The sequence below is a fragment of the Scytonema sp. PCC 10023 genome (assembly GCF_963920835.1).
In the GTDB taxonomy this organism is placed as follows: Bacteria; Cyanobacteriota; Cyanobacteriia; order Cyanobacteriales; family Nostocaceae; genus Kalymmatonema.
The window spans coordinates 19,776-45,714 of sequence record NZ_CAWUDP010000038.1 but is presented as its reverse complement, the minus strand read 5'-3'; the positions used below and the strand labels follow the sequence as shown (position 1 = coordinate 45,714).

At 42.2% G+C, this 25,939-nt stretch carries 24 protein-coding genes; 18 read left to right on the top strand and 6 right to left on the bottom strand.

Annotated elements, in window-relative coordinates; all coding sequences use genetic code 11:
- The first annotated feature begins 41 nt into the window (after window positions 1-41).
- From ACM0OZ_RS22625 to ACM0OZ_RS22615, 3 genes are all read left to right on the top strand, one after another.
- Entirely contained in the window at window positions 42-2,048 is a 2,007-nt protein-coding gene (locus tag ACM0OZ_RS22625) for a pentapeptide repeat-containing protein (RefSeq protein WP_414585063.1), read from the top strand.
- Between the two features lie 36 nt (window positions 2,049-2,084).
- Complete coding sequence (locus ACM0OZ_RS22620) at window positions 2,085-2,804, top strand: TIGR04283 family arsenosugar biosynthesis glycosyltransferase (RefSeq protein WP_414585062.1); 720 nt, start codon at window positions 2,085-2,087, stop codon at window positions 2,802-2,804.
- Between the two features lie 273 nt (window positions 2,805-3,077).
- Window positions 3,078-4,625, top strand: coding sequence for a mercuric reductase (locus tag ACM0OZ_RS22615; protein WP_414585061.1), 1,548 nt, complete (start codon window positions 3,078-3,080; stop codon window positions 4,623-4,625).
- Window positions 4,626-4,933: 308 nt separating this feature from the next.
- Here ACM0OZ_RS22615 and ACM0OZ_RS22610 read toward each other — a convergent pair whose 3' ends face one another.
- On the bottom strand, window positions 4,934-6,112 hold the full coding sequence (locus ACM0OZ_RS22610) for a PAS domain S-box protein (RefSeq protein ID WP_414585060.1): 1,179 nt from the start codon (window positions 6,110-6,112) through the stop codon (window positions 4,934-4,936).
- Window positions 6,113-6,773: 661 nt separating this feature from the next.
- Here ACM0OZ_RS22610 and mgtE point away from each other — a divergent pair.
- Window positions 6,774-8,174 carry a magnesium transporter gene (gene mgtE / locus ACM0OZ_RS22605; protein ID WP_414585059.1) on the top strand — a complete coding sequence of 467 codons (1,401 nt, stop codon included), beginning with the start codon at window positions 6,774-6,776 and terminating at the stop codon, window positions 8,172-8,174.
- A gap of 173 nt (window positions 8,175-8,347) precedes the next feature.
- Here the strand turns inward: mgtE and ACM0OZ_RS22600 are convergent, their stop codons facing one another.
- Window positions 8,348-9,424: an RNA-guided endonuclease InsQ/TnpB family protein gene (locus ACM0OZ_RS22600; protein ID WP_414585058.1), complete on the bottom strand. Its 1,077-nt coding sequence runs from the start codon at window positions 9,422-9,424 to the stop codon at window positions 8,348-8,350.
- 57 nt (window positions 9,425-9,481) lie between these two features.
- On the opposite strand from ACM0OZ_RS22600, the gene ACM0OZ_RS22595 reads away from it, so the two are divergent.
- Entirely contained in the window at window positions 9,482-9,661 is a 180-nt protein-coding gene (locus ACM0OZ_RS22595) for a hypothetical protein (RefSeq protein ID WP_414585057.1), read from the top strand.
- Between the two features lie 41 nt (window positions 9,662-9,702).
- Here ACM0OZ_RS22595 and ACM0OZ_RS22590 read toward each other — a convergent pair whose 3' ends face one another.
- Both ACM0OZ_RS22590 and ACM0OZ_RS22585 read right to left on the bottom strand, forming a co-directional pair.
- Complete coding sequence (locus ACM0OZ_RS22590) at window positions 9,703-9,960, bottom strand: hypothetical protein (protein WP_414585056.1); 258 nt, start codon at window positions 9,958-9,960, stop codon at window positions 9,703-9,705.
- Between the two features lie 186 nt (window positions 9,961-10,146).
- Entirely contained in the window at window positions 10,147-11,001 is an 855-nt protein-coding gene (locus tag ACM0OZ_RS22585; RefSeq protein WP_414585055.1) for an SDR family oxidoreductase, read from the bottom strand.
- A gap of 843 nt (window positions 11,002-11,844) precedes the next feature.
- Between ACM0OZ_RS22585 and ACM0OZ_RS22580 the strand changes: the two genes are divergently transcribed.
- The 4 genes from ACM0OZ_RS22580 to ACM0OZ_RS22565 all read left to right on the top strand — a co-directional run bounded on the left by ACM0OZ_RS22580 (window position 11,845) and on the right by ACM0OZ_RS22565 (window position 17,679).
- A complete protein-coding gene (locus tag ACM0OZ_RS22580) occupies window positions 11,845-13,449 on the top strand; it encodes a peptide ligase PGM1-related protein (RefSeq protein WP_414585054.1) in 1,605 nt (534 codons plus the stop codon).
- 93 nt (window positions 13,450-13,542) lie between these two features.
- Entirely contained in the window at window positions 13,543-15,318 is a 1,776-nt protein-coding gene (locus tag ACM0OZ_RS22575; RefSeq protein WP_414585053.1) for a protein kinase domain-containing protein, read from the top strand.
- Window positions 15,319-15,708: 390 nt separating this feature from the next.
- Complete coding sequence (locus ACM0OZ_RS22570) at window positions 15,709-16,272, top strand: pentapeptide repeat-containing protein (protein ID WP_414585052.1); 564 nt, start codon at window positions 15,709-15,711, stop codon at window positions 16,270-16,272.
- Window positions 16,273-16,494: 222 nt separating this feature from the next.
- Window positions 16,495-17,679, top strand: a complete 1,185-nt coding sequence (locus ACM0OZ_RS22565; RefSeq protein WP_414585051.1) for a M20 family metallopeptidase — start codon at window positions 16,495-16,497, stop codon at window positions 17,677-17,679.
- A 113-nt stretch (window positions 17,680-17,792) separates the two neighbouring features.
- Here the strand turns inward: ACM0OZ_RS22565 and ACM0OZ_RS22560 are convergent, their stop codons facing one another.
- Window positions 17,793-18,842 carry a hemerythrin domain-containing protein gene (locus tag ACM0OZ_RS22560; protein ID WP_414585050.1) on the bottom strand — a complete coding sequence of 350 codons (1,050 nt, stop codon included), beginning with the start codon at window positions 18,840-18,842 and terminating at the stop codon, window positions 17,793-17,795.
- A 257-nt stretch (window positions 18,843-19,099) separates the two neighbouring features.
- Here ACM0OZ_RS22560 and ACM0OZ_RS22555 point away from each other — a divergent pair, with 257 nt between their 5' ends.
- The 4 genes from ACM0OZ_RS22555 to ACM0OZ_RS22540 all read left to right on the top strand — a co-directional run bounded on the left by ACM0OZ_RS22555 (window position 19,100) and on the right by ACM0OZ_RS22540 (window position 21,114).
- The gene (locus ACM0OZ_RS22555; protein ID WP_414585049.1) at window positions 19,100-19,840 is read left to right on the top strand and encodes a DUF2993 domain-containing protein; all 741 of its coding nucleotides are present in this window, start codon (window positions 19,100-19,102) and stop codon (window positions 19,838-19,840) included.
- Between the two features lie 29 nt (window positions 19,841-19,869).
- Window positions 19,870-20,412: a DUF2231 domain-containing protein gene (locus ACM0OZ_RS22550; RefSeq protein WP_073630785.1), complete on the top strand. Its 543-nt coding sequence runs from the start codon at window positions 19,870-19,872 to the stop codon at window positions 20,410-20,412.
- Between the two features lie 83 nt (window positions 20,413-20,495).
- Complete coding sequence (locus tag ACM0OZ_RS22545; protein ID WP_414585048.1) at window positions 20,496-20,906, top strand: DUF2809 domain-containing protein; 411 nt, start codon at window positions 20,496-20,498, stop codon at window positions 20,904-20,906.
- The gene (locus ACM0OZ_RS22540) at window positions 20,890-21,114 is read left to right on the top strand and encodes a DUF167 domain-containing protein (protein WP_414585047.1); all 225 of its coding nucleotides are present in this window, start codon (window positions 20,890-20,892) and stop codon (window positions 21,112-21,114) included. Before ACM0OZ_RS22545 ends, ACM0OZ_RS22540 begins: the two co-directional genes overlap by 17 nt.
- 610 nt (window positions 21,115-21,724) lie before the next feature.
- Here the strand turns inward: ACM0OZ_RS22540 and ACM0OZ_RS22535 are convergent.
- Window positions 21,725-22,348 (bottom strand): glutathione S-transferase family protein, encoded by a 624-nt coding sequence (locus ACM0OZ_RS22535; RefSeq protein WP_414585046.1) that lies wholly within the window; start codon window positions 22,346-22,348, stop codon window positions 21,725-21,727.
- Window positions 22,349-22,551: 203 nt separating this feature from the next.
- On the opposite strand from ACM0OZ_RS22535, the gene ACM0OZ_RS22530 reads away from it, so the two are divergent.
- The 5 genes from ACM0OZ_RS22530 (at window position 22,552) to ACM0OZ_RS22510 (ending at window position 25,899) form a co-directional block, all read left to right on the top strand.
- Entirely contained in the window at window positions 22,552-23,220 is a 669-nt protein-coding gene (locus ACM0OZ_RS22530; protein ID WP_414585045.1) for an SOS response-associated peptidase, read from the top strand.
- Between the two features lie 113 nt (window positions 23,221-23,333).
- The gene (locus ACM0OZ_RS22525; RefSeq protein WP_414585044.1) at window positions 23,334-23,855 is read left to right on the top strand and encodes a photosystem I assembly protein Ycf3; all 522 of its coding nucleotides are present in this window, start codon (window positions 23,334-23,336) and stop codon (window positions 23,853-23,855) included.
- Between the two features lie 112 nt (window positions 23,856-23,967).
- Window positions 23,968-24,258 carry an Asp-tRNA(Asn)/Glu-tRNA(Gln) amidotransferase subunit GatC gene (gene gatC / locus ACM0OZ_RS22520; protein WP_414585042.1) on the top strand — a complete coding sequence of 97 codons (291 nt, stop codon included), beginning with the start codon at window positions 23,968-23,970 and terminating at the stop codon, window positions 24,256-24,258.
- A gap of 130 nt (window positions 24,259-24,388) precedes the next feature.
- A complete protein-coding gene (locus ACM0OZ_RS22515; protein ID WP_414585106.1) occupies window positions 24,389-24,523 on the top strand; it encodes a hypothetical protein in 135 nt (44 codons plus the stop codon).
- A gap of 116 nt (window positions 24,524-24,639) precedes the next feature.
- On the top strand, window positions 24,640-25,899 hold the full coding sequence (locus ACM0OZ_RS22510; protein ID WP_414585041.1) for an RNA-guided endonuclease InsQ/TnpB family protein: 1,260 nt from the start codon (window positions 24,640-24,642) through the stop codon (window positions 25,897-25,899).
- The last annotated feature ends 40 nt before the right edge of the window (window positions 25,900-25,939 follow it).

Sequence of the window (25,939 nt, the reverse complement as noted above, 5' to 3'; positions counted from 1 at the left end):
AAGCCTTTTCAAAAATAGTCTCTTGACTTTATTTCTTTAAAATGGAAAAAACTAATCGTGATATCAGGGGTATTAAATATTCTCAACAATCTCTTGCAAAGAGAAGCAATGATTGTCAAGCTGTTATTACTGGTCAAGCGCTTGGCTTTAGATTTTTATTACTGTTATTTACCTGTATTCTCTTCCTTACTAGTGCTTGTTTGACAGGCATAATTGGGAGCATTATCGGCACAGGATTTTTTATAAGGGTAGAATATGCTAACTGGATATTTTTTAGTGTAGCTTTAGCTATCATAACTTGGTTCATAGAGACTATTCGTGTTAACTTTGCTCAAGGTTTGTGGAAAGCTGCTTTAAGCATAGTTACTGTATCAAGTCTTTTGGTGTTCAAGTATCATGATTGGCAGATAATTTCTTCTATTTTGTTTTTTACCATTGTTGGCATTGGCGCTGCTGTACTAAGTTTAGTAATTGGCTCTTTATCATCTAGTTTAATCTTAGTGCTTTTTGATAAAAACGAGAGATATGTAAAGAAGATTTATTTTCTTCAAATAGTATTTTTTATTTTTGTATCATTTCTGATTGCCTATCTCTTTGGGATAGCCATTCAACATAGGCTTTCATTAGAAGGCGGTGTAAATTTTGTTTTTGTCAGCAGTGTCGGCGGTTTCTTATCTGGAGTGATGTTTATCACTGCTTGTCTATTAGTAAGTCACTTTGCTGACACACATTTTCAGCATTTCCAATTCTTGCGTAGTTGGGCGATCGCTCTTTCATGTTGGGGAAGTACATCTTTTTATAACTTAGATTTAAGTAATGTTAATTTTAGAGGTGCAAAATTAGCCAACACTGACTTGAGAGCGCGAAAACTGTACCGCACCTGCTTTCAAGGTGTTGAAGGATTGGATAGAGCCAGGTTTGATAGTCGTTATATGGATTTGGAAATTCCTAAAGTCCAGAAATTATTGACTAAAGGTTGTTCTGATGATAGTGATTTTAGTCAATTGAATTTACGGGGAGCATATTTGCAAGACTTACAAATGCCGAAATTTCATTTTATAGACACAGATTTAAGCGGCGCAAATATGCAACGTGCAAACTTGAGCGAAAGTTTCTTTGTTCGCACTCAAGTCATTGGAGTTAATTTTAGTGGGGCAGATTTAACAGGAATATGTATTGAAGATTGGAGTGTAAATAGTCAAACCTGTTTTACAAATGTCACGTGCGATTATGTCTACCGCCGCTTGGATGAACAGGGGAAACCAACGGATCGCTTACCTGTAAACGTAAACTCCAATTTTGCACCTAGAGAGTTTGAGTCTTTGTATCAGCAAGTAGAAAACGTTATTGAGATAATTTTTAAGGAGGGAGAAAACTGGCAGGCTGCTTTATACAGTTTAATTAAACTCCAAACAGATGATGAGCACCTGAATTTACAGCTTAAAGGTGTGGAGAAGCGAGGAGATGTTTGGGTTGTCAAAGTTACCTATAATGAGACTTATCCCAAACAAGAAGTAGAACAAATCCTCAATACTACAGTTGAGGAAATGAAGCGTCAACTAGCTGCCAAAGAGCAGCAAATTTATCAATTGGAGCAGGAGAAGTATGAAATATTAGGAATTGTAAAGGAACAAGCAAAAGCTGTTGCAGATCAAGCGAAAGCTTTGGAAGGTTTAAGTAAACACCCACTCGGGCATAGTAATAACTTTTTCGTCTTTGGTAGTAACATTACTAACCTAGCTGGTTCTGGACAGATTGAGTATGGAGAAGCAGCTTCTCAAGTACGTAGTATTGTTGCTAGTAGTGCTGATTCAGCACAAGCCAGAACTATATTAGAGAATTTTTTAGCAAAACTTAAACGTCAAAGTGTTGCCACGGATATAGAGACACAAGCAGAGTTAATGCAGCAGATGATTTTAGCTGAGGCACAGAAGGATTTAGTGTTGAAGCAATTTTTGATTCAACAGGAACAGCAAATTGTATCTGCTTTTCCAGAGGGAACACTGGCAACAGCTATTCGATTTGCGATCGCTCAACTTAGGAGATAAGATACCTTAGTCTTCAAGTCTTGATGAAAGTTTTGCTTGGATATATATCACTTGTTAGAACTTCAAAGCCACAATATCGACACTGCAAGAATTTCCATAATTATTCCGGTTCTTAATGAGGCGATAAATATAAAACAAGCTGTTGCCAGCACTCAACCAAGTACAAATGTAGAAGTGATTGTGGTAGACGGCGGCTCAAATGATGGTACTGCGGAAATTGCTGAATCATTAGGTGTTAAGCTTATCTCTGCTCCTCGTGGTCGTGCTTATCAAATGAATGCTGGTGCTTTAGCTGCCAGTGGAGAGATTCTGCTATTTCTGCATGCAGATAGCCGCTTACCTGCTGAGTTTGATATCATGGTTCGCACTGCACTGCAACAAAGAGGGGTTGTGGCGGGTGCTTTTGCACTCAGGATAGACGCACAGCTATGGAGTTTGCGGTTGGTGGAATGGGGGGTGAATTGGCGATCGCGTTTTTTGCAAATGCCCTATGGCGACCAAGCCATTTTTTTAACAAAAGAAATATTTTATCGAATTGGTAAGTTTCCAGAACTCCCTATTATGGAAGACTTGGAACTGGTACAACGGTTAAGGCGGACTGGAGGAATTACCATCATTGCTGTACCTATTTTGACATCTGCACGTCGATGGCTGAAAAACGGAGTTTTCCAAACCACCCTGACCAATCAAATCATTATTGTGGCTTATTTACTTGGTGTTTCTCCAAAGCAGATTATAAGCTGGTTCCGACGATAGAAATTAAGAAAGATTTAAGCTGCACATCATATAAGTGTCGTATTCTTAGTTTGATATAGCGATTGGAGATATTCTTAAATTGGAATTAGAGTATTAAAATTACATTCTTTCGTGTTTAGTAGAGAAATGCTTGGAAAATATTTGTGATTTTTTTAACTGACAAAAAATTGCAAAGGTTCTCATCCTTGTGAAGTTAGCAATCTAAATTTTGTCCTGTGCAAAAGTAACAGCCATAAGGATTTTGCATTTTCAATTCTCAAAGGAGGTACGCCAATGTCAGAATTCCAAAGAGTTACAGTTCGCCCGATGGATGAGTATAACCAGACATTGGTTTCTTACGTACATCCACAGAATTGGGTCAATCCTCAACCTGCTGATTATTACGACTTAGTGGTGATTGGTGCGGGTACAGCAGGCTTGGTGGCGGCTGGAGGTGCAGCGCTTGTAGGTGTGGGTTTGAAAGTAGCCTTGATTGAAAAACACCTTATGGGTGGGGATTGTTTGAATTTTGGTTGCGTACCATCAAAGACCATTATCCGGTCTTCTCGGGTAGTTGGGGAAATGTGGAATGCGAAAAACTTTGGCATTCAAGCGCCAAGCCCATATATTGATGTTGATTTTCCTGAAGTTATGGCACGAATGCGGCGCATAAGAGCCGGGATCAGCTACCATGACTCAGCAGTGCGCTTTCAAAAGATGGGGGTAGATGTCTTTTTAGGGAACGCTCAGTTTGTCAGCAACGATACCGTGGAAGTTAACGACAAAACTCTCCGGTTTAAAAAAGCGGTGATAGCTACGGGAGCGAGACCCATGTCACCTTCGATTCCAGGAATTGAAGAAGCGGGTTATCTGACTCATGAAACAGTGTTTTCTCTGATCCAAAAACCCCAAAGCTTGGTGGTGATTGGTGGTGGACCTATTGGCGGCGAATTGGCGCAGGCTTTTCGACGCTTAGGTTGTGAGGTGACACTTTTGCACAAAGGAACTCATATCCTCAATAAAGAAGATGCGGACGCAGCGGAGATTGTCGAAAAAGTCTTCATTCGCGAAGGAATTCGCTTAGTGCTGAATTCCCAGATACAGAAGGTGGAAAAGACTAACGAGGGTAAAAATGTTTACTTTACCTGTAATGGTAAGCAGGATGTTGTCACAGTAGATGACATTTTAATAGGTACGGGACGCGCCCCAAATGTGGAAGGTCTGAATTTAGAAGCAGTCGGGGTAGAATATGACCAACGCCACGGTGTAATGGTGAATGATTACCTGCAAACCACGAATCCTAGGATTTTTGCAGCTGGCGATATCTGCATGAACTGGAAGTTTACCCATGCTGCTGATGCTGCAGCGCGGATTGTGATTAGAAATGCACTGTTTTCCCCTTTTGGTTTGGGACGGCAGAAACTGAGCAGTTTAGTTATGCCTTGGGTCACTTATACTGATCCCGAGATTGCCCATGTAGGAATGTACGAACACCAAGCGCAGGAAATGGGTATTGATGTCGCGACGATTAAAATACCATTTAGTGATGTAGACCGAGCGATCGCCGATGGTGAAGAGGAAGGATTTGTGAAAATCCACCATCCAAAAGGGTCTGATAAAATATTAGGCGCGACCATTGTTGCCCGTCATGCGGGTGAGATGATTTCACAGATAACAACGGCAATTGTTCATAATATTGGCTTGAACAAGCTGAGTCAAGTGATTCATCCTTACCCAACTCAAGCTGAAGCCATTAGGAAGGCTGCAGATGCTTACTATCTCTCCACTGCCCTCACACCAAACACCAAACGACTGTTAGCATGGGTGAAAAAGTTTTCTTGACCCGTAATAAAACTTCTTTGTAGTGAGGACTTCAGTCCTCTCTAAAGTTATGATTAGGAACTTCCGCAGCGAATAAAAATGAAACCACAGATGCACACAGATGCACACAGATGATTTATATATTTGGTGTTGCTGCAAGATATGATTTTATAATTCATAGGTGTGTAGAGACGTGACGCCAGTCGCCTGGGTCGGGAGACCCTCCTGCAGCGCTGGCTCGCCATGGCACGTCTCTACAAGCATTTCGCGTCAAACTACAAAAATATTTACAAACATAATTCATGACCAAATTCAGCAACGCCATATATTTATATATCTTTGAAAATTATGTGATGTTTGGAGTCAAAGTAAATTTGACCTTGTTGTTGTAACTTGCCCATCAGTCGTGTAATAGTTACTCTGGTTGTGCAGCAGGCGCTAGCAAGTTCTTCATGAGTGAAGCGAACACTCAGGCGAATTCCCTCTGCTACTGGTTCACCAATTTCTTGTTTTAAAAGGAGTAATAATTGGTCAAATCGGTCTTGTACTCGTCGTCTACCAGCAATCACCAAAAAAAATTCTGTTTGCCGTAATCGTTGATTGATTTTTGGTAACAGGGTATGACTGAGGTTTGGTGAAGCAGCAATTTCTGCAACGTCAATTGACACTAATTCTACTTCCGATAGAGCTGTTGCTTGGTAAATGTGTAGCATGGTCAAACTTGAACCAAAAACCATTCCTTCTGCTGCCAACCCAACCATGACTTCCTCGCCTGTTTCACATAGCGTACTCAGCTTGACGCAACCTTGACACACATACCAAAGAGTGCTTAAGTTGAGGGAAATAGATTCTCCTTTGCAATATTTATGCCAGAGGCGGTTTTGAGTTAGATCGCCGTCATTTTTCAACAGCGCTAATTCTGCTTGTTTGCGCTCAGTGATATCACGTATGAGCCAGCGGAGTGCTATTGGCTTACCTTGCTGATTGCGGACAACTCCCACTGTCATGGCGGCGTCCAATAACTCGCCATCACGTTTTTGCATGCGTACGACTAACTCTTTTACCTTGGTGCATTCGCATATTTGGGTCAGGTAGCTGCGAAAAGCCGGACGATCTGGGAGTGCCACAAAGTTTACTATTGGTTTGTCTATCAGATAGTTCTGTGAGACTTTCAGTAGTGTCGCCGTCGTATGGTTGGCTTCACGAATGATACCTAAGGTATCTGTTACTAAGTAGGCATCTGGTGCAAACTCGAATAAATCTTGGTAGCGTTGGCGTTCCGCTTCTAGCAAAGTTCGTGTTTGTATGAGTTCTTCATTCTGCTGATGAAGTTCCTCTGTAGCCAAACTGACTATTTCTGAAGCACTACCAAGTTCGACAAGAGCTTGCGGGAGCACATCTGGCATGATAGGCATTGTGTTCAGATTTTCGTATAAATCTGTTAAACGCCTGTACATTCCCTGTGTGCGTTGAGTAAATTTGTCTATTTCTAATTTGTCTATGTTCACTGCAAATTCCTAGGATAAAGCCTACAAAGATTGAACAGAATATCCTACTCAATGAACTGTAGGATAGACATAATGCGAATTAGGCAAACCTACATCACCAAATGACTAAATAAAAAAATTACCTTATCGTCATAGGCTTATGAAATTGGCTCTACAGCAGTCGTAAATAATTTGTGAGTAGGTAAAAGGTGGTTGGTAATGAGCAGTAGGTGTTCGGTGTGATTCTTTCCCTCTTTACTACACAATAACAGTTTCACAATACCAATACAATTGTTATATAACTTTACATTTCAACTTACATTTCAACGTTTTCGGTAATATCCAATCACCCACAATATTTTTCTAAAAACTGTTGAGGAATAGGAGACAAGGAAAGTCATTATTCCTAAAGGCACAATACATCTAAGCAACACAAAATAATAACAGACATAAGCCAAATATTTCTTCTATCTTTAGCCAGAGAATACTAAAAATTTACGCATATACAGAAAAATATCAAGTTTTACTTTTTACGTTTGCACTTTCTCGTAAACTAAGGTCAGAAACAGTTTTCAATTTCAATCCCTGATTTTCACTCCCTGCTGGGGATTCATAAGTAACTTGCCCTCCCTTATACATATTAAGTAGAATATACCATTTCGCATCACCCTCGTTGTATCTTATGCAAACTCCAAACGGTATGACTTCTACCTTCCAAGACGTATCGCGCAGGGAATTGCGAGAGTTAGTCAGAGTTCAATTGCAAATGCTGCTGGAAGCGGGAGATTTGCAGGGAGCAAAAGCGATTCTGGTACCCGTACAGGCTCCAGATATTGCCGAAGCAATTGAAGGGTTACCAGAAGCAATGCACGCTTTGGCATTTCGCTTGCTTTCCAAACAAGAAGCAATCGAAGTTTATGAACATCTCGACTACAGCGTCCAAGAACGACTCATCGAGGAATTGAGAAGTCAAGAAGTCCTTGATATTGTCGATAAAATGTCGCCAGATGACCGAGCTAGGTTATTTGATGAATTACCAGCAAAAATTGTGAATCGATTGCTGGAACAACTGAGTCCAGGCGAACGCCAAGCCACGGCTCAACTGTTGGGTTATGAAGCTGGAACGGCTGGGCGGATCATGACGCCAGAGTTAATCTCGCTCAAAGAAAATTTTACAGTGGCGGAAACTTTAGAGCGGATTCGTCGCTTAGCTAATGCGAGCGAGATGATTTATTATCTCTACGTCACGGATGGAGCAAGGCGTTTAACTGGGATTTTGTCTCTACGCCAGTTGGTGACGTCTCAACCGGAGCAAAAAATTGGCGACGTGATGATCCGTGAATCAGTGTTTATCTATACCGATACAGACCAGGAAGAAGTCGCCAGGTTGATACAACGATACGACTTTCTGGCTGTGCCTGTGGTGGATCGAGAACGGCGTCTTGTAGGTATTGTCACTGTTGATGATGTTATCGATATCCTGCAAGAAGAAACCACTGAGGATATATACACCTTGGGTGGTGGTGTGCAAACCGGAGGCGACAACTATTTTCAGTTGGATTTAATCTCAGTAGCTCGCAAGCGCGTTGTGTGGTTGTTGGTCTTGCTTGTGACCAACACTGTTACCGGAACTATTATTAGGTCACAAGAGGATATTTTGGCAAAAGTCGTGTCGCTGGCGGCGTTTATCCCCTTGCTGACTGGTACTGGCGGTAATGTTGGGGCGCAGTCTTCCACAGTGGTGATTCGCGGGATGAACACCGATGAAATTCGTGCCTTGGGACCATTGCAAGTCATTGGACGCGAAGGTCTTGCAGGTGCTTTGCTCGGAGGAATATTGGGGACGATCGCTACAGTGTGGGCTTTTTTCCTGCAAAATAATTTAGAGGTGGCGATCGCAGTCGGAATCAGTCTTGTAGCCATTTCTGTTTTAGCTTCTGTCTCTGGTTCCGCGCTCCCATTTTTATTCCGCCTACTCCGTTTAGATCCGGCATTAATGTCAGCACCATTCATTACCACAGCAGTGGATGTATTAGGTGTTTTGATTTACTTCAACTTAGCGCGAGTCATTTTAAGGATGTGAGTTACGAAGAAGAACTCAGAATGAAGTCTTTATTCGGAATTCTGAATTCTTCTTTTGCCACTCCTAACTTATCATTCCTAATTCCTAATTCTGCTATATAAATCCTAGACAAGTCTAGACATTTACTTCTTACTTCAATGGGAGCATGGGAGCGGTTATCCCTCAGTAAGCTTTCACGCTTTAGCCAAACGTGATAAATTAATTGCTGCGTTTAAATCTCTGTCCATCGAATGTCCACAATTTTTACAATTGTAAGTCCTTTCTTTTAGCGGCATATCTTGAACATGTCCACAGTTAGAACAGGTTTTACTTGACGGGAACCAACGTGAAGCAATGACTATTTCGCCGCCAAACTTTTTGGCTTTATATTCCAACTGGCGTTGAAACTCATGAAAACCACAATCAGCAATCACTTGCGCTAATTTGTGATTAGATAACATTCCAGAAACATTCAAATCTTCTACTACTATTTTTGCGTGGTTTTTGCATAAGAAAGTAGTGACTTGGTGAAGAGTATCTTTCCTGAAATTGGCTACTCTAGCATGATGTTTAGCGAGTTGAATTTTGGCTTTATGTCTGTTATTAGATCCTTTAACTTTTCTCGAAAGCTTTTTAGACAGTCTTCTTAGCTTTTGTAGACTAGTTTTATAATGTTTAGGATTGGGAAACACCACACCAGTAGATAGCGTAGCCAATTCCTTGATACCTAAATCGACTCCCACAACATCGTGCTGCTTGACAGTTGGTTCATGTTCCTGCTCATAAGCGAAAGCAATAAACCAATTGTCAGCAATCCGCGATATCGTGATTGATTTACATGTGGTATGTGGTAAACCTTCATAAGTCTTGACCCATCCAATCGTGGGAAGCTTTATTGACTTACCACCAACAGGGATAGGCTTGCCACCTGCATCAATAGTAAAAGAATCGTGATGACCTTTCTTTTTAAAATTAGGATAGCCACCAATACCCGTAAAGAATCTAGAGAAAGCGTCACCTAAGTTATCGAAAGCATATTGAGTTATTTTCTGACAAATACCTTTTTCTTTAATCCACTCAAGCTCAGGTTTCACGTGGTTGTTAAAGAACTTCTTGAGGATGTATTTATTAGGTTTTAATCCATCTTTAAACAAGCTATTCCAAGTTGCCAAACCCCAGTTATAAGTAAACCTAGCTATTCCAGCATGCTTACTCATTATCATTTCTTGAGTTTTACTTAGTTTTAGCTTTGTTTTGATGGATAAAAGCATTGTTCGACCTCTAATGCGATGCTATTGTTAGTATATCAACAGCTACACCCTATTGTTATGACTTTTCAGAAAAATAATAAGTTAGGTTTTACTAGTGACCGTCCGTTCGATAAAGACCCTGTATGTTTTAAGGTGTTGCCTGGTATCAAGGATAAGCTAAAAGCCGTTCCTGACTGGCAAGAACGGCTTAGAGAGTTTGTTGATGAGATGATTCGTAGTGTAGATAGTTGTCAATAGAAGTGTAGGCTTGTCTACGTTATTGACGGCTTAGGACAAGCTCACAGGTTTGATGCCGTATCTGGGGCAACGATTTCCCCAGTCCCCAAATTCAGTATCAAGTCTTGATCGGTAATCAAGTCGGTGAGTTCCTTAACTTGTAAATTCATTTCCTCACAGGCTATGCGTAATTCTTGTGCAAAGGTGTTAAGGTCATCTCCATAGCCACATTGATAAGCAGCAGTTTCAATTCCCTGCTTGGCATTCGCTCTTGCACAATCTACTAATTCGGTGCCTTGAAGTGGTGTTTGAGATGCCATATCTGTAGTTATTATTAATGAGAGTTTTCTTTGCTAAGTTATCAGTTAGTTTAAGATTAACTCATCTTCCTAATGATTTAGGAGAGCCAAGAGATAGAAATTATGAATTATAAATTATAATGATAAAAAATAATTTATAATTCACAATTTACATTTCCTCATTCAAAAGTCGCAACTCTTAACCTTTTACGCGTTGACAACGCTACCACCGTTCGGGTGTAAAACTTGACCAGAGAAATAAGAAGAGTCATCAGATGCTAAAAATACATAACTGGGTGCGACTTCTTCAGGTTGTCCGGCTCTTTGCATTGGAACTTGTTTGCCGAAACTTTCTACTTTCTCTTCCGGGAAAGTAGAGGGTATCAAAGGTGTCCAAATTGGACCGGGAGCTACAGCATTTACACGTATTCCTTTTTCTACTAAACTTTGTGACAAGGAACGCGTAAAGGCAACGATCGCACCTTTTGTGGAAGAGTAGTCAAGTAATTCTGGGCTGCCTTTATAAGCTGTTACCGATGTAGTATTGATAATGGCGCTTCCTTCTTTGAGGTGCTTCAGCGCCGCCTTCGTTAAGAAAAACATCGAGAAAATATTTGTGCGGAAAGTACGCTCTAATTGCTCTTTGCTTATCTCCTCAATGCTTTTTTTTGGATGCTGTTCAGCGGCGTTGTTAACTAAAATATCCAACTTGCCAAACTCATCGACAGTTTGTTGTACAGCTTGCTGACAAAAAGTTTCATCGCCAACATCGCCAGCGATCGTGACAGCACGACGCCCAAGGGATTCCACCAAATGTTTTGTTTCTTTAGCATCGTCGTGTTCGCTGAGGTATAATATTGCTACATCTGCTCCTTCTTTAGCAAATGCGATCGCCACTGCACGACCAATACCACTATCTGCACCAGTAATCAAGGCGACTTTGTCTTTTAACTTGTCACTTCCCTTATACTGAGGATCATCTGCTTTGGGTTTTGGCGTCATTTGTGATTCAACGCCTGGTGCTTCCTGAGTTTGAGGTGGCTGTAATTGTTCTTCTGGCATACTATAATGCTCCCTATAAATAGACAACGCAAAAAATGACATTTCAAAATTAAACCTTGGATCGATACTTCAATCCAAGGTTTGATTTTTGTGTTCGCTCCCAATTGCCATTTACCAGTTTAGGCTTTTCCCCCGTTTGTCAGCCTATCGTACTCATTGCCAAAGCAACTGTACGCAACTGTTCTTAATTTTCCTCACACCTAACGCACGCTCTTAATCTGACAATTGAACACAACTACACAACTCTACCGTCATGAAAGATTTAAAACTTCCATATGTCTATTAAGTTAGCTGTTGTGTTGCTGCTATTTATCGCTCTTTAGATGTAAACAAACTCAAAACTAATCAATCTAAAGACGTAAAAACAATTTATACAAAAAAAGTGAGAAGAACTCAGAATGCAGAATGTAGAACTCAGAAAGCAGTTATCATTTATGAGTTCACTGTTCACTAGACTTCTTGGAAAAGTCCTTCTTTTTGAAATGTTCTTTGCGCCTCTGCGCAAGACAAAAAAATTTATGCAAGAGGTCTACGGAACTCATCTCCCAGTCTTACAGAATCATGGCTGAGTTCTGTGTTCTGAGTTCTTCCTTACGGTTTATTGAAAGTTCTATTTATTTCTCCCTAGGATAGTAGAAATCATGAGATGAAAAGCCGTATGTAAAAGAAGTGTTGCATCTTATCGGCACCCAAAGATTAATTACGATATACCAGAGTTAGACAGTGCTAGAGAAAGCAAGGCAGGACTAAACAATTCACGCATTCCAAAATTTAAGAGCCAATTGAGGCTAGCAACCAGGCTGGAAAGTGTATGCAAGCTTATTTGTGGAACAGTTTATTACTATGCAAACGCTGAATATTTCTTCTTTAGAACAAACTGACAAGTTTCGGGATCTTCAGTTAACTTTACGCGATCGCTGGAAAACTACCGAGATATTTGATAACAGCGACGCCGATATTTTAGTCATTCCCTCACTCAGTATCGATCAACGCGAACTCAAAAAAATCGAAGGTTGCGAGCATTATGAGGAACGACTGCTATTTTCCTTGATTCGGTTGCAGAACCCCCGCACTCGGCTGATTTATATTACATCTATGCCGATGCATCCCAGTGTCATTGATTATTATCTGCAACTTTTGCCGGGAATTCCTTTTTCTCATGCTCGCAATCGCTTGCTGCTACTTTCCACTTACGATTCCTCTCTAAAACCCCTCACTCAAAAGATTTTAGAACGCCCGCGCTTACTTAAGCGGATTCATCAAGCCTTGAGGCTCGACAAATCATTTATGGTATGCTATAATTCCACCGAATTAGAAGCGGAACTGTCTTTAAAATTAGGAGTGCCGCTGTACGCTGCCGCACCAGATTTGCAAATTTGGGGAACGAAAAGTGGCAGTCGGCAAATTTTTGCTGAGAGCGAAGTTCCGCTTCCAGATGGCAGCGAAAGAGTTTGGAATGATATAGATTTGGCAGAAGCTGCTGCCCAGTTGTGGGAACGCCAGCCAACCTTAAAACGAATGGTGGTGAAACTCAACGAAGGAATTTCCGGAGAAGGAAATGCACTGTTGGACTTAAGACCGATAAAGAATTTAGCACCTCCTGATGGTTCTCATACCGAACGGGTAGAAGCGATGAAAGAGCGCTTCCAAACTATGCGCTTTCAAGCAAAACAAGAGAATTGGGAGAATTTTTCTGGACGAATCACTGAGTTGGGGGCAATTGTTGAGGCGTTCGTGGAGGGGGAAATCAAGCGATCGCCCTCTGTGCAAGGACGGATCACACCCAGTGGGGAAGTGGAAATCCTCTCAACCCACGACCAAATTCTGGGAGGACCAGACGGTCAGATTTATCTTGGTTGTCGATTTCCCGCCGATGAAACCTATCGACTGCAATTGCAGCAGATGGGGTTAAAAGTTGGCAGAAATTTGGCAAAAAAAGGCGCAGTAGAAAGATTCGGCGTTGATTTTATCGCCGTAGATAAGGGTGATGGACAGTGGGACATTCAAGCGATTGAAATTAACCTGCGTAAAGGCGGTACGACCCATCCGTTTATGACCATGAAATTAATGACGAACGGTCGCTATGAACTCTCGACAGGTTTATTTTACAGTCAGCAAGGGCGTCCTAAATACTACATGGCTACTGATAACTTACACAAAGAACGCTATCAGGGGCTTCTACCCAACGACTTGATGGATATCATCGCTCACCACAGACTGCACTTTGACACCGGAACCGAGACAGGAACGGTATTTCATTTGATGGGTTGTCTTTCCCAGTTTGGTAAGTTGGGATTGACGAGCATAGGTGATTCTCCACAACAGGCGGAAGAAATTTATAACAAAGTTGTCAAAGTCTTGGATGAAGAAACTTCCAGCAATAATAAGGATTTCTCCTCCGAATCGGAATACAACTTCCCCATCACCTGGGATGGATGTAGCTGTTAGAAAACAGTTCGTAGTTGGGCTTAAGCGCAACTACGAACTGTTTCTCTATCCCCAGTTATGTACAATCGACTCAGGCTATGTCTTTGAGCGCTTGTGTTTCACATCAATCAAAATGCAGTTCATTGCATTAATTCAGATTGTCCACGTCCTTATCCCCAGCCTTGGGGAAACAAATTTTGCCACACCTGTGGCGCACCGCTACACCTTTTAGACCGCTATGTCCCACTCCAACGTTTGGGATCGGGCGGATTTGCTCAAATTTATACAGTTTGGGATCAAAAGACGCAAACAGAAAAAGTGCTGAAAGTGTTGGTGGAAAGTTCACCAAAGGCGTTGGAATTGTTTGTTCAAGAGGCTGCGGTTTTAAGAAGTTTGCGACACCCGGGTGTTCCCAGAGTCGATGCTGATGGGTATTTTTCTGTAGAGATGTTGTCTGCAACGACTCTACAAAACAATATCAACCCTCACCAGTTCCGTTGTTTGGTGATGGAAAAAATTAACGGTAAAACTCTAGAGGAAATATTTGAGCAGTATCCCCAAGGGTGTCCCCAGGAGTGGGTGTTAAATTGGCTTGTCCAAGCTGTGGAGATTTTACAGGAGTTACACAGCCGCAAAATCATTCACCGCGATATCAAACCTTCTAATTTAATGCTGCGTACCCACCCAGCGTCCGTAAACAAGGGGGGGACAAAGAGGGATCAGCTCGTACTGATTGATTTTGGTGGAGCAAAACAATTTAGTTCCAACCAGTTTGGTTTAAAGGCTTCCTCAACTCGCTTGTATTCTTCTGGCTACAGTCCCCCAGAACAAATTGCTGGGGGAGTCATCGGACCTGGTGCTGATTTTTATGCCCTTGGTCGAACGATGATTGAGATGTTAACGGGTAAATCTCTCTCGGAGTTGGAAAATCCCGTGACGGGAGAGTTCGTTTGGCGCAATAAGGTAAATGTCAGTCCTCAACTGGCAGATTTTCTAGATGAGATGATACAGGAGGATGTGCGATCGCGTCCAGCAAACGCCGCAATCATTCAAAAACGTCTCGGAAAAATTTCCCGAGTATCGCCACAGCAGGCGGTATTTTCCCAAATAGAGCAATCTTTTCGTCAGGGGTTTGGACAAGCAAAGGGATTTTTATCCCAAGTTGAAGACTCCGTTGGACAAGCACTAACTACTTCTGCTCACGCCGTCGGTAACACGACTCTCTTTATATTCAAGGCGATTTTTAACATTTTACTCGCCTGTCTGGACACATTTTGGACAATGCTTCTTACCGGCATAGGCGCTAGTTCTGGTGCAATAGGTGGGTTTGTTTTGGCGTCTGGGACAACCATAGACGAAGATGTTACCAGATTTATGTCTCATCAGCTACCCGCACTGGTGACAACGACTCCAGCTATCTCAGGATCAGAGTTTCTTTTGTTTGCAGGAGCTGGTTTGGGAACCGCATGGGGATTAACGCTTGCAGGGGGTTTTGGTCAGAAGCGGCGGTTTTTTGTAACGTCGTTGATGGGTATTATTAGTTATGGATTCGGTTGGCTAGTTTTACAATTAATCACACCGCATCAGGGAGGTGAGGGATTAGTAGGATTGATTTTGGCTGGTGTTTCTCTGCTTACCATAAGTTTAGGTCTTCGCAGTCATCATATCGTTCACGCTGTGATTGCTGCATTTGGCACAGCTGTTGTCTTTGCGGGTTTAATTTTTTTAGGACTTCCAACGAATATATTTGACTTATTGCGATCGCCCGGCTGGAACGAGATATGGCTTCCGGTGACTTTTTTTGGTTTTGTCGGCGTCTTGCTCAGCTTCTGGTTAGGGGTGAGTTACTACCTCATTGTGCCTGGGTTGCGCTTGTTGGGCTGGCGTTAACTGCACAGGAAGTACGGGGACAAATCAATTCAAAATTCGCTCATTCAAAATTCGGAGTTTCTCCCTCATCCCCCTCATCTCCCTCCCTCCCTCACTCCCTCACTCCCTCACTCCCTCATTCCCCACCTAAAAATTAATTCCCCCCAGCCCTTCATATATCAGGCTCGGGGGGAACAAATAAGTCGTAGGCTATAGAGTTTCTGTATAAGTCTCAAGATATTTTTATTCTATTAACCATGTTCACTTTTGAACAGTGTATTTATAACAATTTACGCAATTTTAACAACTTCTTTATTAGTTCTTTATTTTTGCTATTTTTTAAACTAGGCGTATATGTAAGTATAACAGTACATATTGGTCCAAATCTTCTAACTTGATATGTGTAAAAATATGAACATTAAGATTGTCACTACTACTGTCCTGTTCACCTTTTTTGGGTTGACAGCACAAGCCTTTGCACTTAATGAGCAAGACTTGGAACTCTTGAAAACAACAAATAATTGTCCGCGTTGTGATTTAAGTGGTGCTGACTTATCTCAAGCTAATTTAAGTAAAGTAAATTTACGAGATGCAAATTTAAAAGGTGCTAATTTATCTCAGGCAAATCTCTCAAATGCGGATCTCACGGGTGCCAATCTAGAAACAGCGGTCTTAACTTCCGCGAATCTAAACGGCGCTTCCTTAACAGGTGCGAATCTCAAATCCGCATCCCTAGAAAATGCCGATTTGAGAGCTGCTGGCTTCATAAGTACCAATTTGGAAGCTGCTAATCTTAATGGCGCTAAATTGCAGTACACAAACTTCCGGGGCGCAAACTTCCGGCTGACAACAATGCCTACAGGCGTCGTCACTTCTAACAAACCCTATTGGTGGTCATTACAGCGTGAAACTCAAAAAGAATGTGACAAGTTTAAAACTGAGAAGGTTCCTGGTTCAACCTGCTACGGGGAGTGAGGGAGTGAGGAGGAGTGAGAGAGTGCAGCAGTGAAGGAGTGAAGGAGTGAGAGAACTTTCTCTCCCTCTCTCATTCTCTCCCTCTCTGATTCCCTCCCTCTCTCCGTCTTTTTCCTTATCCCCTAGCCCTACTTCCAAAAAATATGGAAGTTAAATCAGCAGTTGGTTAACATTTCTTTATCATAAGAAAAATGCCAAAACAGTATGTAACTTAATTCACCAATGCTTACTCGTATTAAAGACTTAGCAACAAAACTGGCACCCCGCTTAATTGAAATTCGCCGTCATATCCATTCTCACCCAGAACTCAGTGGTCAAGAATACCAAACATCTGCCTTTGTTTCTGGTGTTTTATCTTCTAGTGGTCTTCACGTACAAGAGGGAGTGGGTAAAACCGGCGTCATTGGAGAACTACAAGGGACTGGCAAAGATGAGCGTTTATTGGCAATTCGCACCGATATGGATGCGTTGCCAATTGTAGAACGCACTGGTTTAGAGTTTGCCTCCCGCTCACAAGGTATCATGCATGCCTGTGGTCATGATATCCACACTACAGTTGGCTTGGGAACGGCAATGGTTCTGTCTCAGATGGCAGAGGAGTTACCTGGTCGAGTCCGGTTTTTATTTCAAGCAGCAGAGGAAATTGCTCAAGGCGCTTCTTGGATGGTGAACGATGGGGCAATGGACGAGGTTTCAAATATACTGAGTCTTCATGTATTCCCCTCTATACCCGCAGGTTCGATTGGTGTGCGTTACGGCGCTTTGACGGCGGCTGCAGATGATTTAGAGATTATCATTATCGGGGAATCAGGACATGGCGCTCGTCCTCATGAGGCGGTAGATGCTATCTGGATTGCTTCGCAAGTCATAACTACACTGCAACAAGCGATTAGCCGAACGCAAAATCCTTTACGTCCTGTAGTCTTGAGCATTGGGAAGATTGATGGTGGTAGAGCGCCGAATGTGATTGCTGATAAAGTGCAGTTATTGGGAACTGTGCGTTCTCTGCATCCAGAAACCCGTGCCAATTTGCCAAATTGGATTGAACAAATCGTTGCTAACGTCTGCCATTCCTACGGCGCGAAATATCAGGTGAATTATCGTCAAGGTGTGCCTAGCGTGCAAAACGATTATTTCCTCACACAGTTGTTGCAATCGGCTGCAGAGGAAGCATGGGGAAGCGATCGCGTTCAAGTGTTACCCGAACCTTCCCTGGGTGCTGAAGATTTTTCTGTTTATTTAGAAAAAGCTCCCGGTTCGATGTTTCGCTTGGGTGTCGGTTTCAGAGATAGAGTCCTGAATTACCCGTTGCACCATCCGCTGTTTGAAGTTGATGAATCTGCCATCATCACTGGGGTTGTCACTATGGCATATACGGCTTATAAATATTGGCACCAGAATTGTTAAACGAAAACATTTAAACAAATACAACAAAACTCCCAGCACTAAGTGGTGGGAGTAGCTATTAGAGCGAGAGTGATCACCAGACGCAAATTTTTGCGTCTAGTGATTCCTACCAACTACTTAGCGCTGACAACGCCCAATTTCTTTTGAATCTCGGTCTTAGCAGCTTTGAATTCTGTAGCAAGTTGCTCGCTTTGGTCAGTGCTCAAGTTGTTGCGAATAGCAGCGAACATTGTGCTTTCTTCTTGACGAATATGGTCACCAACAGCGTCCATGAGCTGTTTGATCTTACCTTTGAATTGATCCATGTTAGAGGGGTTGATACCCTTAATTTCCTCCAACATCCGCTTCATTTCAGCTTGCTCGTCATACAGTTCTTGAGTATCGTTCTGACCGTAGAAAGGACGTACTCTGGGGTAGACGACTTGCTCTTCAGCTTCAGCGTGAGCGCTCAGATCCTTGTAGATTTGACCGAAGTACTCTTGAATCTTTTGTGGATCTTGGCTTGCCAACAGTTCAGTGAACAAAGTATTTACCTTGTTGTGATCCAAGCGGATAACATCTTGGATATTCATATCCTTCTTGTCAGTGTTTTGGGTAACAGCGCTACCTACCACGCCACTTACTGCAGCCATAGCGTCTTGAACGCGTGCCCAAATACCTTGATCCGCTTCTTGTCCAGTCAGTTCGCGAACACCCAAAATTTCCAGAACGCCTTTGAGTTGCTCTTGGTGAGCGCGGTTCTCAAAGTTGATGGTGTTGAGAGGTCCAATTGCCAGCAACACATCAGCACCAACTTTTTGTGCTGCCTTGTGAATTGTCAAGCCGGTCATGGTTTGCTGGTGCTTCAGCAATTCATGCTGAAATACTTTTTCGTACACGCTCAGTTCAGAGCTTTGCTGCAATTCACGAACCTTTTGAACCATTTGTGTAACGGTTTTTTCTGGCTCAGCTTGGATGCCATACTGACCGATTACAGTTTCCAGAATGCCAAGATTTTTTCTGTCACTCTCAAGAAAGCTCCGGAGGCGATCAGCGATTTCTTGGTCGTTGACTTGTCTGATCAACTGTTCTTCATTTTCGATAATCAAGTTTTGAAGCGCTTTCATATCTGCCAGTTTAATGGCAATGGCAGAACGCTTGGTATCGTCTAATGTTGTAACCATTTTCTGGTTCCCCTCTGGAAGTTTTTCGTGTTCATTTCTAATCTCAAATTTGCACAAGAATCAAATCCGTTCCATCTTTCTTTTGACCGATAGGCTGCAAAACTTCGGGTAGAAAAATGAAATTAAACTTCAAAAATATTTATATATACTTTTAGGTAGATAGGCGATCTACCTATGCTCCATCGCCAGATAGATAAATTTCTTATGCCAATTTTCTAGATTGACGCAAAGATGGTCAAATAGGAGATAAAGTCATAATGCCCGATAATCAGGGGCTGGGAGAGCAGGCACTCAATAAGGCCGCAGAAATAGGATTATCTAGCCAGTTAGATGAAGTAGAAAATTTGGATGTAGATGTCAAAACAGACCCACTGAAACTGCTTCAGGGAGAGGTCGATGCAGTCAAAATTGAAGGCGAAGGATTGGTAATGCAAAAAGACCTCCGCGTGGAGGAGTTGCAAATGCAAATGGGTAACGTCGCCATCAATCCCCTCAGTGTAGCTTTTGGTAAGATTGAACTCACCAAACCTACTAAAGGCAGTACGCGGGTTGTTTTGACCGAAGAAGATATCAACCGTGCCTTCAATTCAGAGTATGTCCGTTCACAACTGCAAAGCCAGAAAATTCACGTCAACGGGCAATTAGTGACGATTGTTCCTCAGCAAGTAAATTTTCGTTTACCTGGTAATAGTAAAGTTGCACTAAGCGCCTCGATTCTATTAAGAGAAACGAATGAAACTCACCAAGTCGCTTTTTCCGCAGTACCGAAAGTGAGTGCTAACGGACAAACAGTTTCTCTAGAAAATGTAGAGTATGGCGATACACAGGAAATATCGCCAGATTTGACAAAAGCTTTGATAGATGCAACGAGCGAAATTTTGAATTTAAGTAATTTTGATTTAGAAGGAATGACCCTAAGAGTTAAGCAACTCGAGGTGGAAACAGGTAAACTGATAATGCAAGCTGAAGCTTACGTAGAGCAAATACCCTCCGCATAAAATTAGGATACAAAAGAATACTAAAAATTATGGAAACTACAGAGAGAGCTTCGACACCGTTCCCAAATCTCCCACCAGTTATTGAAAGTGACGATAGAGAGTATAACGATACTGGTGTACCTAGCACAGTTGCGATCGCAGGGCATCCCTTGCACCCCCTAAGTGTCATCTTTCCCATTGCCTTTTTAGCCGCCGCCTTGGGGAGTGACTTCGGCTATTGGTTAACTCGTGATTTCTTTTGGGCAAGGGCTTCGCTGTGGTTAATCGGACTCGGATTGGTTGCAGGCGTGGTAGCAGCCCTAATCGGCATGAGCGACTTTTTGCAAATTGAACGAGTCCGCAAGCGCAAGGCAGGCTGGGCGCACATGATTCTTAACGTGAGCATCCTAGTCTTAACACTCGTCAACTTCATCTTGCGTCTGGGAGATCCTGCATCAGCAATATTACCTTGGGGACTTATAATCTCACTCATTGTTGGTACCCTGACGAGTGCTTCTGGCTGGTTCGGTGCCGAATTATCCTATCGCCACAAAATTGGTGTTGTGGGTGCTGGTAGCAGAAGATATCCCTAACAAGATTTTAGATTTCGCAAATTGCAACACAAAAAGCTTTGGTGCAAGGGCTAAAATCTTCTTTAGTCCCTAGTTTCTAGAAAATGCTATCAAAACCAACTCAAAGCTTTTATACCATCCCCTCCCTGCTCATCGTTATAGCGATGGGCTTTTTCTTTAAGTACTACACTGGTCCTGCCCATGAGTGGTTGAATGATTACGGAGCCGCTGTCTTTTACGAAATATTTTGGTGCTTGTTTGCATTTCTGTTTTTTAGGAGTGGAATCGCAGTCAGGCAAATTCCTTTATGGGTATTTATCATCACCTGCATACTGGAATTCTTGCAATTATGGCATCCACCTTTATTAGAGGAGTTTCGCGCTACGTTGATAGGTAAATGGTTAATTGGAACCACCTTTGCTTGGTGGGACTTTCCTCATTACCTGTTGGGTTGTATTTTGGGTTGGTTGTGGTTGCGACAATTACAAGCACAAGGTTATGCAAAAAAAAGTTAAAGTGAAACCGAATTCAAAAGTTCAAAAGATTGAGGAACAAGCTGACGGCAGTCTTAGCGTGCATTTAAAATCCCCTCCTGTAGATGGTAAGGCTAATGAAGAGTTAATTAAACTACTAGCAGAAAAATTTGATGTGCCAAAATCGCATATCACAATTAAGTCTGGTTTATCTTCTCGGCAAAAGCTGGTTGAAATTGATACATATTAAGCAATTTAAAATTCAAAATTAGACTTCACTTGAAAATAAATAATTATAGGATTCCTATTTGATTTTTGAAATACACCTAGGGGAGCCAGTGTGTTGGTGAGTCAGCACCCTTTGGAGAGCCGTTCAGTTTCTGTCCTAAACTACCTGGCGACTGCTATATATAAAAATTTTATTGATAATTAGATTTGTTCCAAAAATCTGGTTTCGGGCTATTTGGAACGGGACTCTGTAGCAGATAAACGCAGATAAATAACTAGTACATGGCAGCGGAAATAAAGCTACCCTTCGGGTTCAGCAGTCGCCTGGCTGTCGGGAAACCCTCCTGCAGCGCTGCTTCACCATTACAAACCAGCAAAAGAGTTACGGTATAAGTCTTTTGACTTGTTACCTTCACTTTTGACTTCCGCCCTGCGGTACTAGTGTCCACCCCCCTCATGCTCCCCTACAACAGGGGGAAGACAGAGGAAAAACTTTTATTTATTGTCCATCTGTGGTTTCATATTCCAAAAAATTGGCTTTTATATGCAATAGTGTGGATTGAAAAACCCGTCCTAGAGGAGGACGGGAGAGACGCCAGCTATACATGAAATTAATTGTTTTGAAAGCAAAATTACCAAGGCTTCAATTGTTCCGTAATACTGATATACCTGGGTTCTGCTTTCACTCGCTCTATCCAAGCTTGGATAGCAGGAAATTGTGTCAAATCAAATCCACCTTCATCAGCTACATGAGTGTAAGCAAATAAGCTAATATCAGCAATCGTATAACGCTCTCCTACCAAAAAAGTATGGTTGGATAAATGTTTTTCCATCGTCCTAAGAGCTGCGTAACCAGGTTCACGTTTTTGCTCTATGGCTGAATGGTATTCCTGAGCTTTACCTAGAATAGAAATCCAAAATCTCGATGTAGCAATATAAGGCTCATGGCTGTACTGTTCAAAGAATAACCATTGCAGAACTTGCGCTCGTAAAAAACGGTCATAAGGTAAAAATTCTGTCCCTTCACTCAGATACACCATGATCGCATTTGATTCTGCTAAATATTTCCCTGGTTCAACTTCCAAAACGGGAATTTTTCCGTTTGGATTTTTACTTAAAAATTCTGGCGTTCGAGATTCATTTTTAGTAATGTTAACCTCTACCCTTTCAAAAGGCATACCCATTTGCGTCAATAAAAGACGAATCTTGTAGCCATTGCCTGAGGGTAAAAAATCATACAAACGCAGGATTTCCATGCCAAAAAAAATAGGGATGAAATGGTTGATTAATCATGCAGTAAAAATACAGCATCTCATCGAAAAAGACAAATAGATATGATAAAATCAGTAGATATATAGCATTTTAGTACGATACAGAATTCTCTGAAAGATAAAAATTAAAAGTAATATTTGTTGCAGTATTTGGGTGTTTAATTTTAATTGGTGGTCAAGGAAAAAATATGTGTGGAAGATTTACTTTGAGCCAAACAGCAGAAGCTATATACCAAACCTTCCATGTAAACAAAATTCCCGACCTAGAGCCGCAATATAACATTGCTCCGACGCAAATGGTGGCGGCAGTCTTGCATAACCCAGAAACCAAGCAGCGTGAATTTCAAAAGTTACGCTGGGGGTTGATTCCCTCTTGGGCTAAAGACCTAGGAATGGGAGCAAAGCTGATCAACGCTAGGGCAGAAACAGCGGCAGAAAAACCAGCTTTTCGCTCTGCATTCAAGCACCGTCGCTGTTTGGTGGTGGCGGATGGATTTTACGAGTGGCAGACAAAAGAAGGCAAAAAACAGCCATTTTATTTTCATCTGAAAGAAGGAAAACCTTTTGGCTTTGCAGGCTTATGGGAGCAATGGCAATCGCCTCAAGGAGAGGAAATCACCTCATGTACAATTTTGACTACGAAGTGCAACGAATTACTGGAACCGATCCACGAACGTATGCCAGTGATTCTTCAACCGCAGGATTATGATTTGTGGTTAGATCCCCAAGTGCAAACACCTGAACCACTACAGCAGCTATTGCACCCGTACCCATCAGAGGCGATGATGGCTTACCCAGTCAGCACAGTGGTCAACAGCCCTAAACACAATAGTCCAGATTGTATTAAGCCTTTGTAACTCGCAATGAGCTACCAATCAGTTACATTAGCTTGTAGTGAACGCTCCTTTATGCGATCGCTACCAACCCAGTCCACAGTGATAATTGTGGCAAACCTATCACATAAGCCCTTATGTCAAGAAGCCAGAAAAACAATAACTTTATTGACAAAACCTTTACGGTTATGGCAGATATAATCCTCAAGATTCTGCCAACCAATAAACAAGCCAAAGAAGCTTTTGCTTATTACCGAGATGGTATGTCAGCGCAGGCAGATGGAGAATACGCCGAAGCTTTGGAAAACTACAAAGAAGCCCTAACACTAGAGGAAGACGCCAACGATCGCAGCTATATCCTGTATAATATGGGGCTGATTTATGCCAGCAATGGCGACTACGAACAGGCACTAGAGTTATATCACCAGGCTCTTGAGTGCAACGCGATCCTACCCCAAGCTTTGAACAATATCGCCGTCATTTATCAGTATCAGGGCGAAAAGGCGAAGGAAGCAGGAGAAGACGAATTCGGAGAAGCGCTGTTCGATAGAGCCGCCGATTATTGGATTAGAGCTATTCGCATGGCTCCGAACAACTACATCGAAGCCCAAAACTGGCTGAAAACTACTGGACGCTCTCAAATTGACATATTGTTGTAGTCGTTAGTCATTAGTCCTTTGTCATTTGCTAAGGACTAATGATTAATGAATGCCACTTGCTTGAACGGGGATCCCCCCCAACGCAGTGGCTCCTAATGACCAAGGACTAACCATGATAGACACTGAACAAGTTCGCAAAGTAGCTCATCTTGCCCGTTTAGAGTTGACACCCGAAGAAGAAGAGAAATTTACAACTCAGTTAGGTAGTATTCTTGACTATTTTGAACAACTGAGTGAATTGGATGTCAATAATGTGCCACCGACAACACGGGCAATTGATGTGAGTAATGTCACACGTGCAGATGAACTGCAACCTTATCCCAACCGTGAAGACATTCTCCAGAGTGCGCCTCAACAAGAAGGCGACTTTTTCAAAGTGCCTAAAATCCTCAACGAAGAATAGCCATTAGTCCTTTGTCGTTTGTTCGTATGCAAATAGGCAATGACTAATGACTAATGACTCTTGACTAATGACTAATGACTAATAAACGCCACTTGCGGGACTCGGGGGAAACCCCCTGCAGTGGCTTTTAATGACCAAGGAGTTATTTATGGGTTTGGGAATCCTCAAGGATGGCAAGTGGATATCTGAACGCGACCAAGAAGACTCAGAAGGTAAATTTATCAGAATGTGGGGGTTTGGGGGAGCAATAATACCCCCACTATAATCTTTGATTTAGTGGGGGATACATGGACTCCTCCAAAGAATATTAAGGGATTCGATGTCCCTTAATATTCTATTTACTGACGCGCTACATCTGAGTAAATGGCCTAAGATAGTACAATGCTAACACTTAACCACCGTTACCGAATCTATCCGACATCGACTCAAGAGCAAACGTTGATTGAGTGGATGGAGATTTGTGGTGGAGCATTTAACTATGCTTTACGAGAAATAAAAGATTGGTGTAATAGTCGTAAGTGTTTAGTGGATAGATGTTCTATCGAGAAAGAGTATATTCTTAGCGCAGGTTTGGGATTTCCAAATGAAGTCTTTCAACTGAACAATCTGCCGAAGGCTAAGAAAGAATTCCCGAAGTTGGGCGAAGTCCCTTCTCAGGTTCTACAACAAGCCGTAAAACAATTACACAGAGGATGGGAATACTTCCAGAGTAAAGGGTACGGCTTTCCCCGATTCAAGAAATATGGACAGTTTAAATCGTTGCTGTTTCCCCAGTTCAAGGAGAATCCAGTAACGAATTTGCATCTTATACTGCCAAAGATTGGTCCGATCCCAATCAACCTGCATAGACCTATCCCTGATGGGTTCGTGGTTAAGCAAGTACGAATAATGAGGAAAGCCGACTATTGGTATGCATCTATCAATATTCAATGTGATGTCAATATTCCTGACCCAGTTCCTCACGGTCATCCTATTGGAGTTGACATTGGATTAGAAAAGTTTTTAGCGACAAGCGACGGCGTTCTCGTAAAACCGCCCAAGTTTTTTAAAAGTATGCAAAGCAAGCTGAAATTGCTGCTACGCAGGCTTTCTAGAAAACAAAAACGGTCTAAGAATTACGAGAAACAACGTATCAAAGTTGCTCGACTTCATCACCGAATAGATAACACAAGAAAAGATTTTCACTTCAAGCAAGCACACACTCTTTGTGATAGCGGTGATATGGTCTTCATGGAAGACCTAAACTACCGCACCACAGCGAAAGGAATGTTCGGCAAGCATATGCTGGATGCCGCTTTTGGTCAGTTTAGAACTATCGTCAAATATGTGTGCTGGAAACGTGGAAAATTCTTCAGTGAGGTGGATGCTAGAGGTACTTCTCAGGAGTGTCCGGAATGTGGTGGTGAAGCCAAAAAAGACCATTACGTCAGAATCCATAGTTGTCTTGATTGTGGATATACAACAGACAGGGATATTGCCGCAGGTCAAAATATTAGAAACCGAGGCATAGCCCTCACTAGTACGCCGGGACTCGGCGGAAAGGAAACTGCCTGTGCAGACGGTCTACCGGGGACTGGTGAAAGTCAGTCTAGGCAAGTGTCGAAATCCCGCAAGGGAAGAACCAGGAAATCTTCAAAGTGATTTGGAGAAGCCCCCACTATAGTTTTTAATTTAGTGGGGG

Excerpts from the sequence above, each read along its gene's own strand:
- ACM0OZ_RS22580 (WP_414585054.1), top strand. The coding sequence starts at position 11,845 with ATGCAAACGCTGAATATTTCTTCTTTAGAACAAACTGACAAGTTTCGG.
- ACM0OZ_RS22570 (WP_414585052.1), top strand. The coding sequence starts at position 15,709 with ATGAACATTAAGATTGTCACTACTACTGTCCTGTTCACCTTTTTTGGG.
- ACM0OZ_RS22590 (WP_414585056.1), bottom strand. The coding sequence starts at position 9,960 with ATGGCATCTCAAACACCACTTCAAGGCACCGAATTAGTAGATTGTGCA.
- ACM0OZ_RS22555 (WP_414585049.1), top strand. The coding sequence starts at position 19,100 with ATGCCCGATAATCAGGGGCTGGGAGAGCAGGCACTCAATAAGGCCGCA.
- gatC (WP_414585042.1), top strand. The coding sequence starts at position 23,968 with ATGATAGACACTGAACAAGTTCGCAAAGTAGCTCATCTTGCCCGTTTA.
- ACM0OZ_RS22510 (WP_414585041.1), top strand. The coding sequence starts at position 24,640 with ATGCTAACACTTAACCACCGTTACCGAATCTATCCGACATCGACTCAA.
- mgtE (WP_414585059.1), top strand. The coding sequence starts at position 6,774 with ATGCAAACTCCAAACGGTATGACTTCTACCTTCCAAGACGTATCGCGC.
- ACM0OZ_RS22565 (WP_414585051.1), top strand. The coding sequence starts at position 16,495 with ATGCTTACTCGTATTAAAGACTTAGCAACAAAACTGGCACCCCGCTTA.
- ACM0OZ_RS22550 (WP_073630785.1), top strand. The coding sequence starts at position 19,870 with ATGGAAACTACAGAGAGAGCTTCGACACCGTTCCCAAATCTCCCACCA.
- ACM0OZ_RS22540 (WP_414585047.1), top strand. The coding sequence starts at position 20,890 with ATGCAAAAAAAAGTTAAAGTGAAACCGAATTCAAAAGTTCAAAAGATT.
- ACM0OZ_RS22560 (WP_414585050.1), bottom strand. The coding sequence starts at position 18,842 with ATGGTTACAACATTAGACGATACCAAGCGTTCTGCCATTGCCATTAAA.
- ACM0OZ_RS22625 (WP_414585063.1), top strand. The coding sequence starts at position 42 with ATGGAAAAAACTAATCGTGATATCAGGGGTATTAAATATTCTCAACAA.
- ACM0OZ_RS22585 (WP_414585055.1), bottom strand. The coding sequence starts at position 11,001 with ATGCCAGAAGAACAATTACAGCCACCTCAAACTCAGGAAGCACCAGGC.
- ACM0OZ_RS22600 (WP_414585058.1), bottom strand. The coding sequence starts at position 9,424 with ATGCTTTTATCCATCAAAACAAAGCTAAAACTAAGTAAAACTCAAGAA.
- ACM0OZ_RS22615 (WP_414585061.1), top strand. The coding sequence starts at position 3,078 with ATGTCAGAATTCCAAAGAGTTACAGTTCGCCCGATGGATGAGTATAAC.
- ACM0OZ_RS22525 (WP_414585044.1), top strand. The coding sequence starts at position 23,334 with ATGTCAAGAAGCCAGAAAAACAATAACTTTATTGACAAAACCTTTACG.
- ACM0OZ_RS22545 (WP_414585048.1), top strand. The coding sequence starts at position 20,496 with ATGCTATCAAAACCAACTCAAAGCTTTTATACCATCCCCTCCCTGCTC.
- ACM0OZ_RS22515 (WP_414585106.1), top strand. The coding sequence starts at position 24,389 with ATGACCAAGGAGTTATTTATGGGTTTGGGAATCCTCAAGGATGGCAAG.
- ACM0OZ_RS22530 (WP_414585045.1), top strand. The coding sequence starts at position 22,552 with ATGTGTGGAAGATTTACTTTGAGCCAAACAGCAGAAGCTATATACCAA.
- ACM0OZ_RS22535 (WP_414585046.1), bottom strand. The coding sequence starts at position 22,348 with ATGGAAATCCTGCGTTTGTATGATTTTTTACCCTCAGGCAATGGCTAC.
- ACM0OZ_RS22595 (WP_414585057.1), top strand. The coding sequence starts at position 9,482 with ATGACTTTTCAGAAAAATAATAAGTTAGGTTTTACTAGTGACCGTCCG.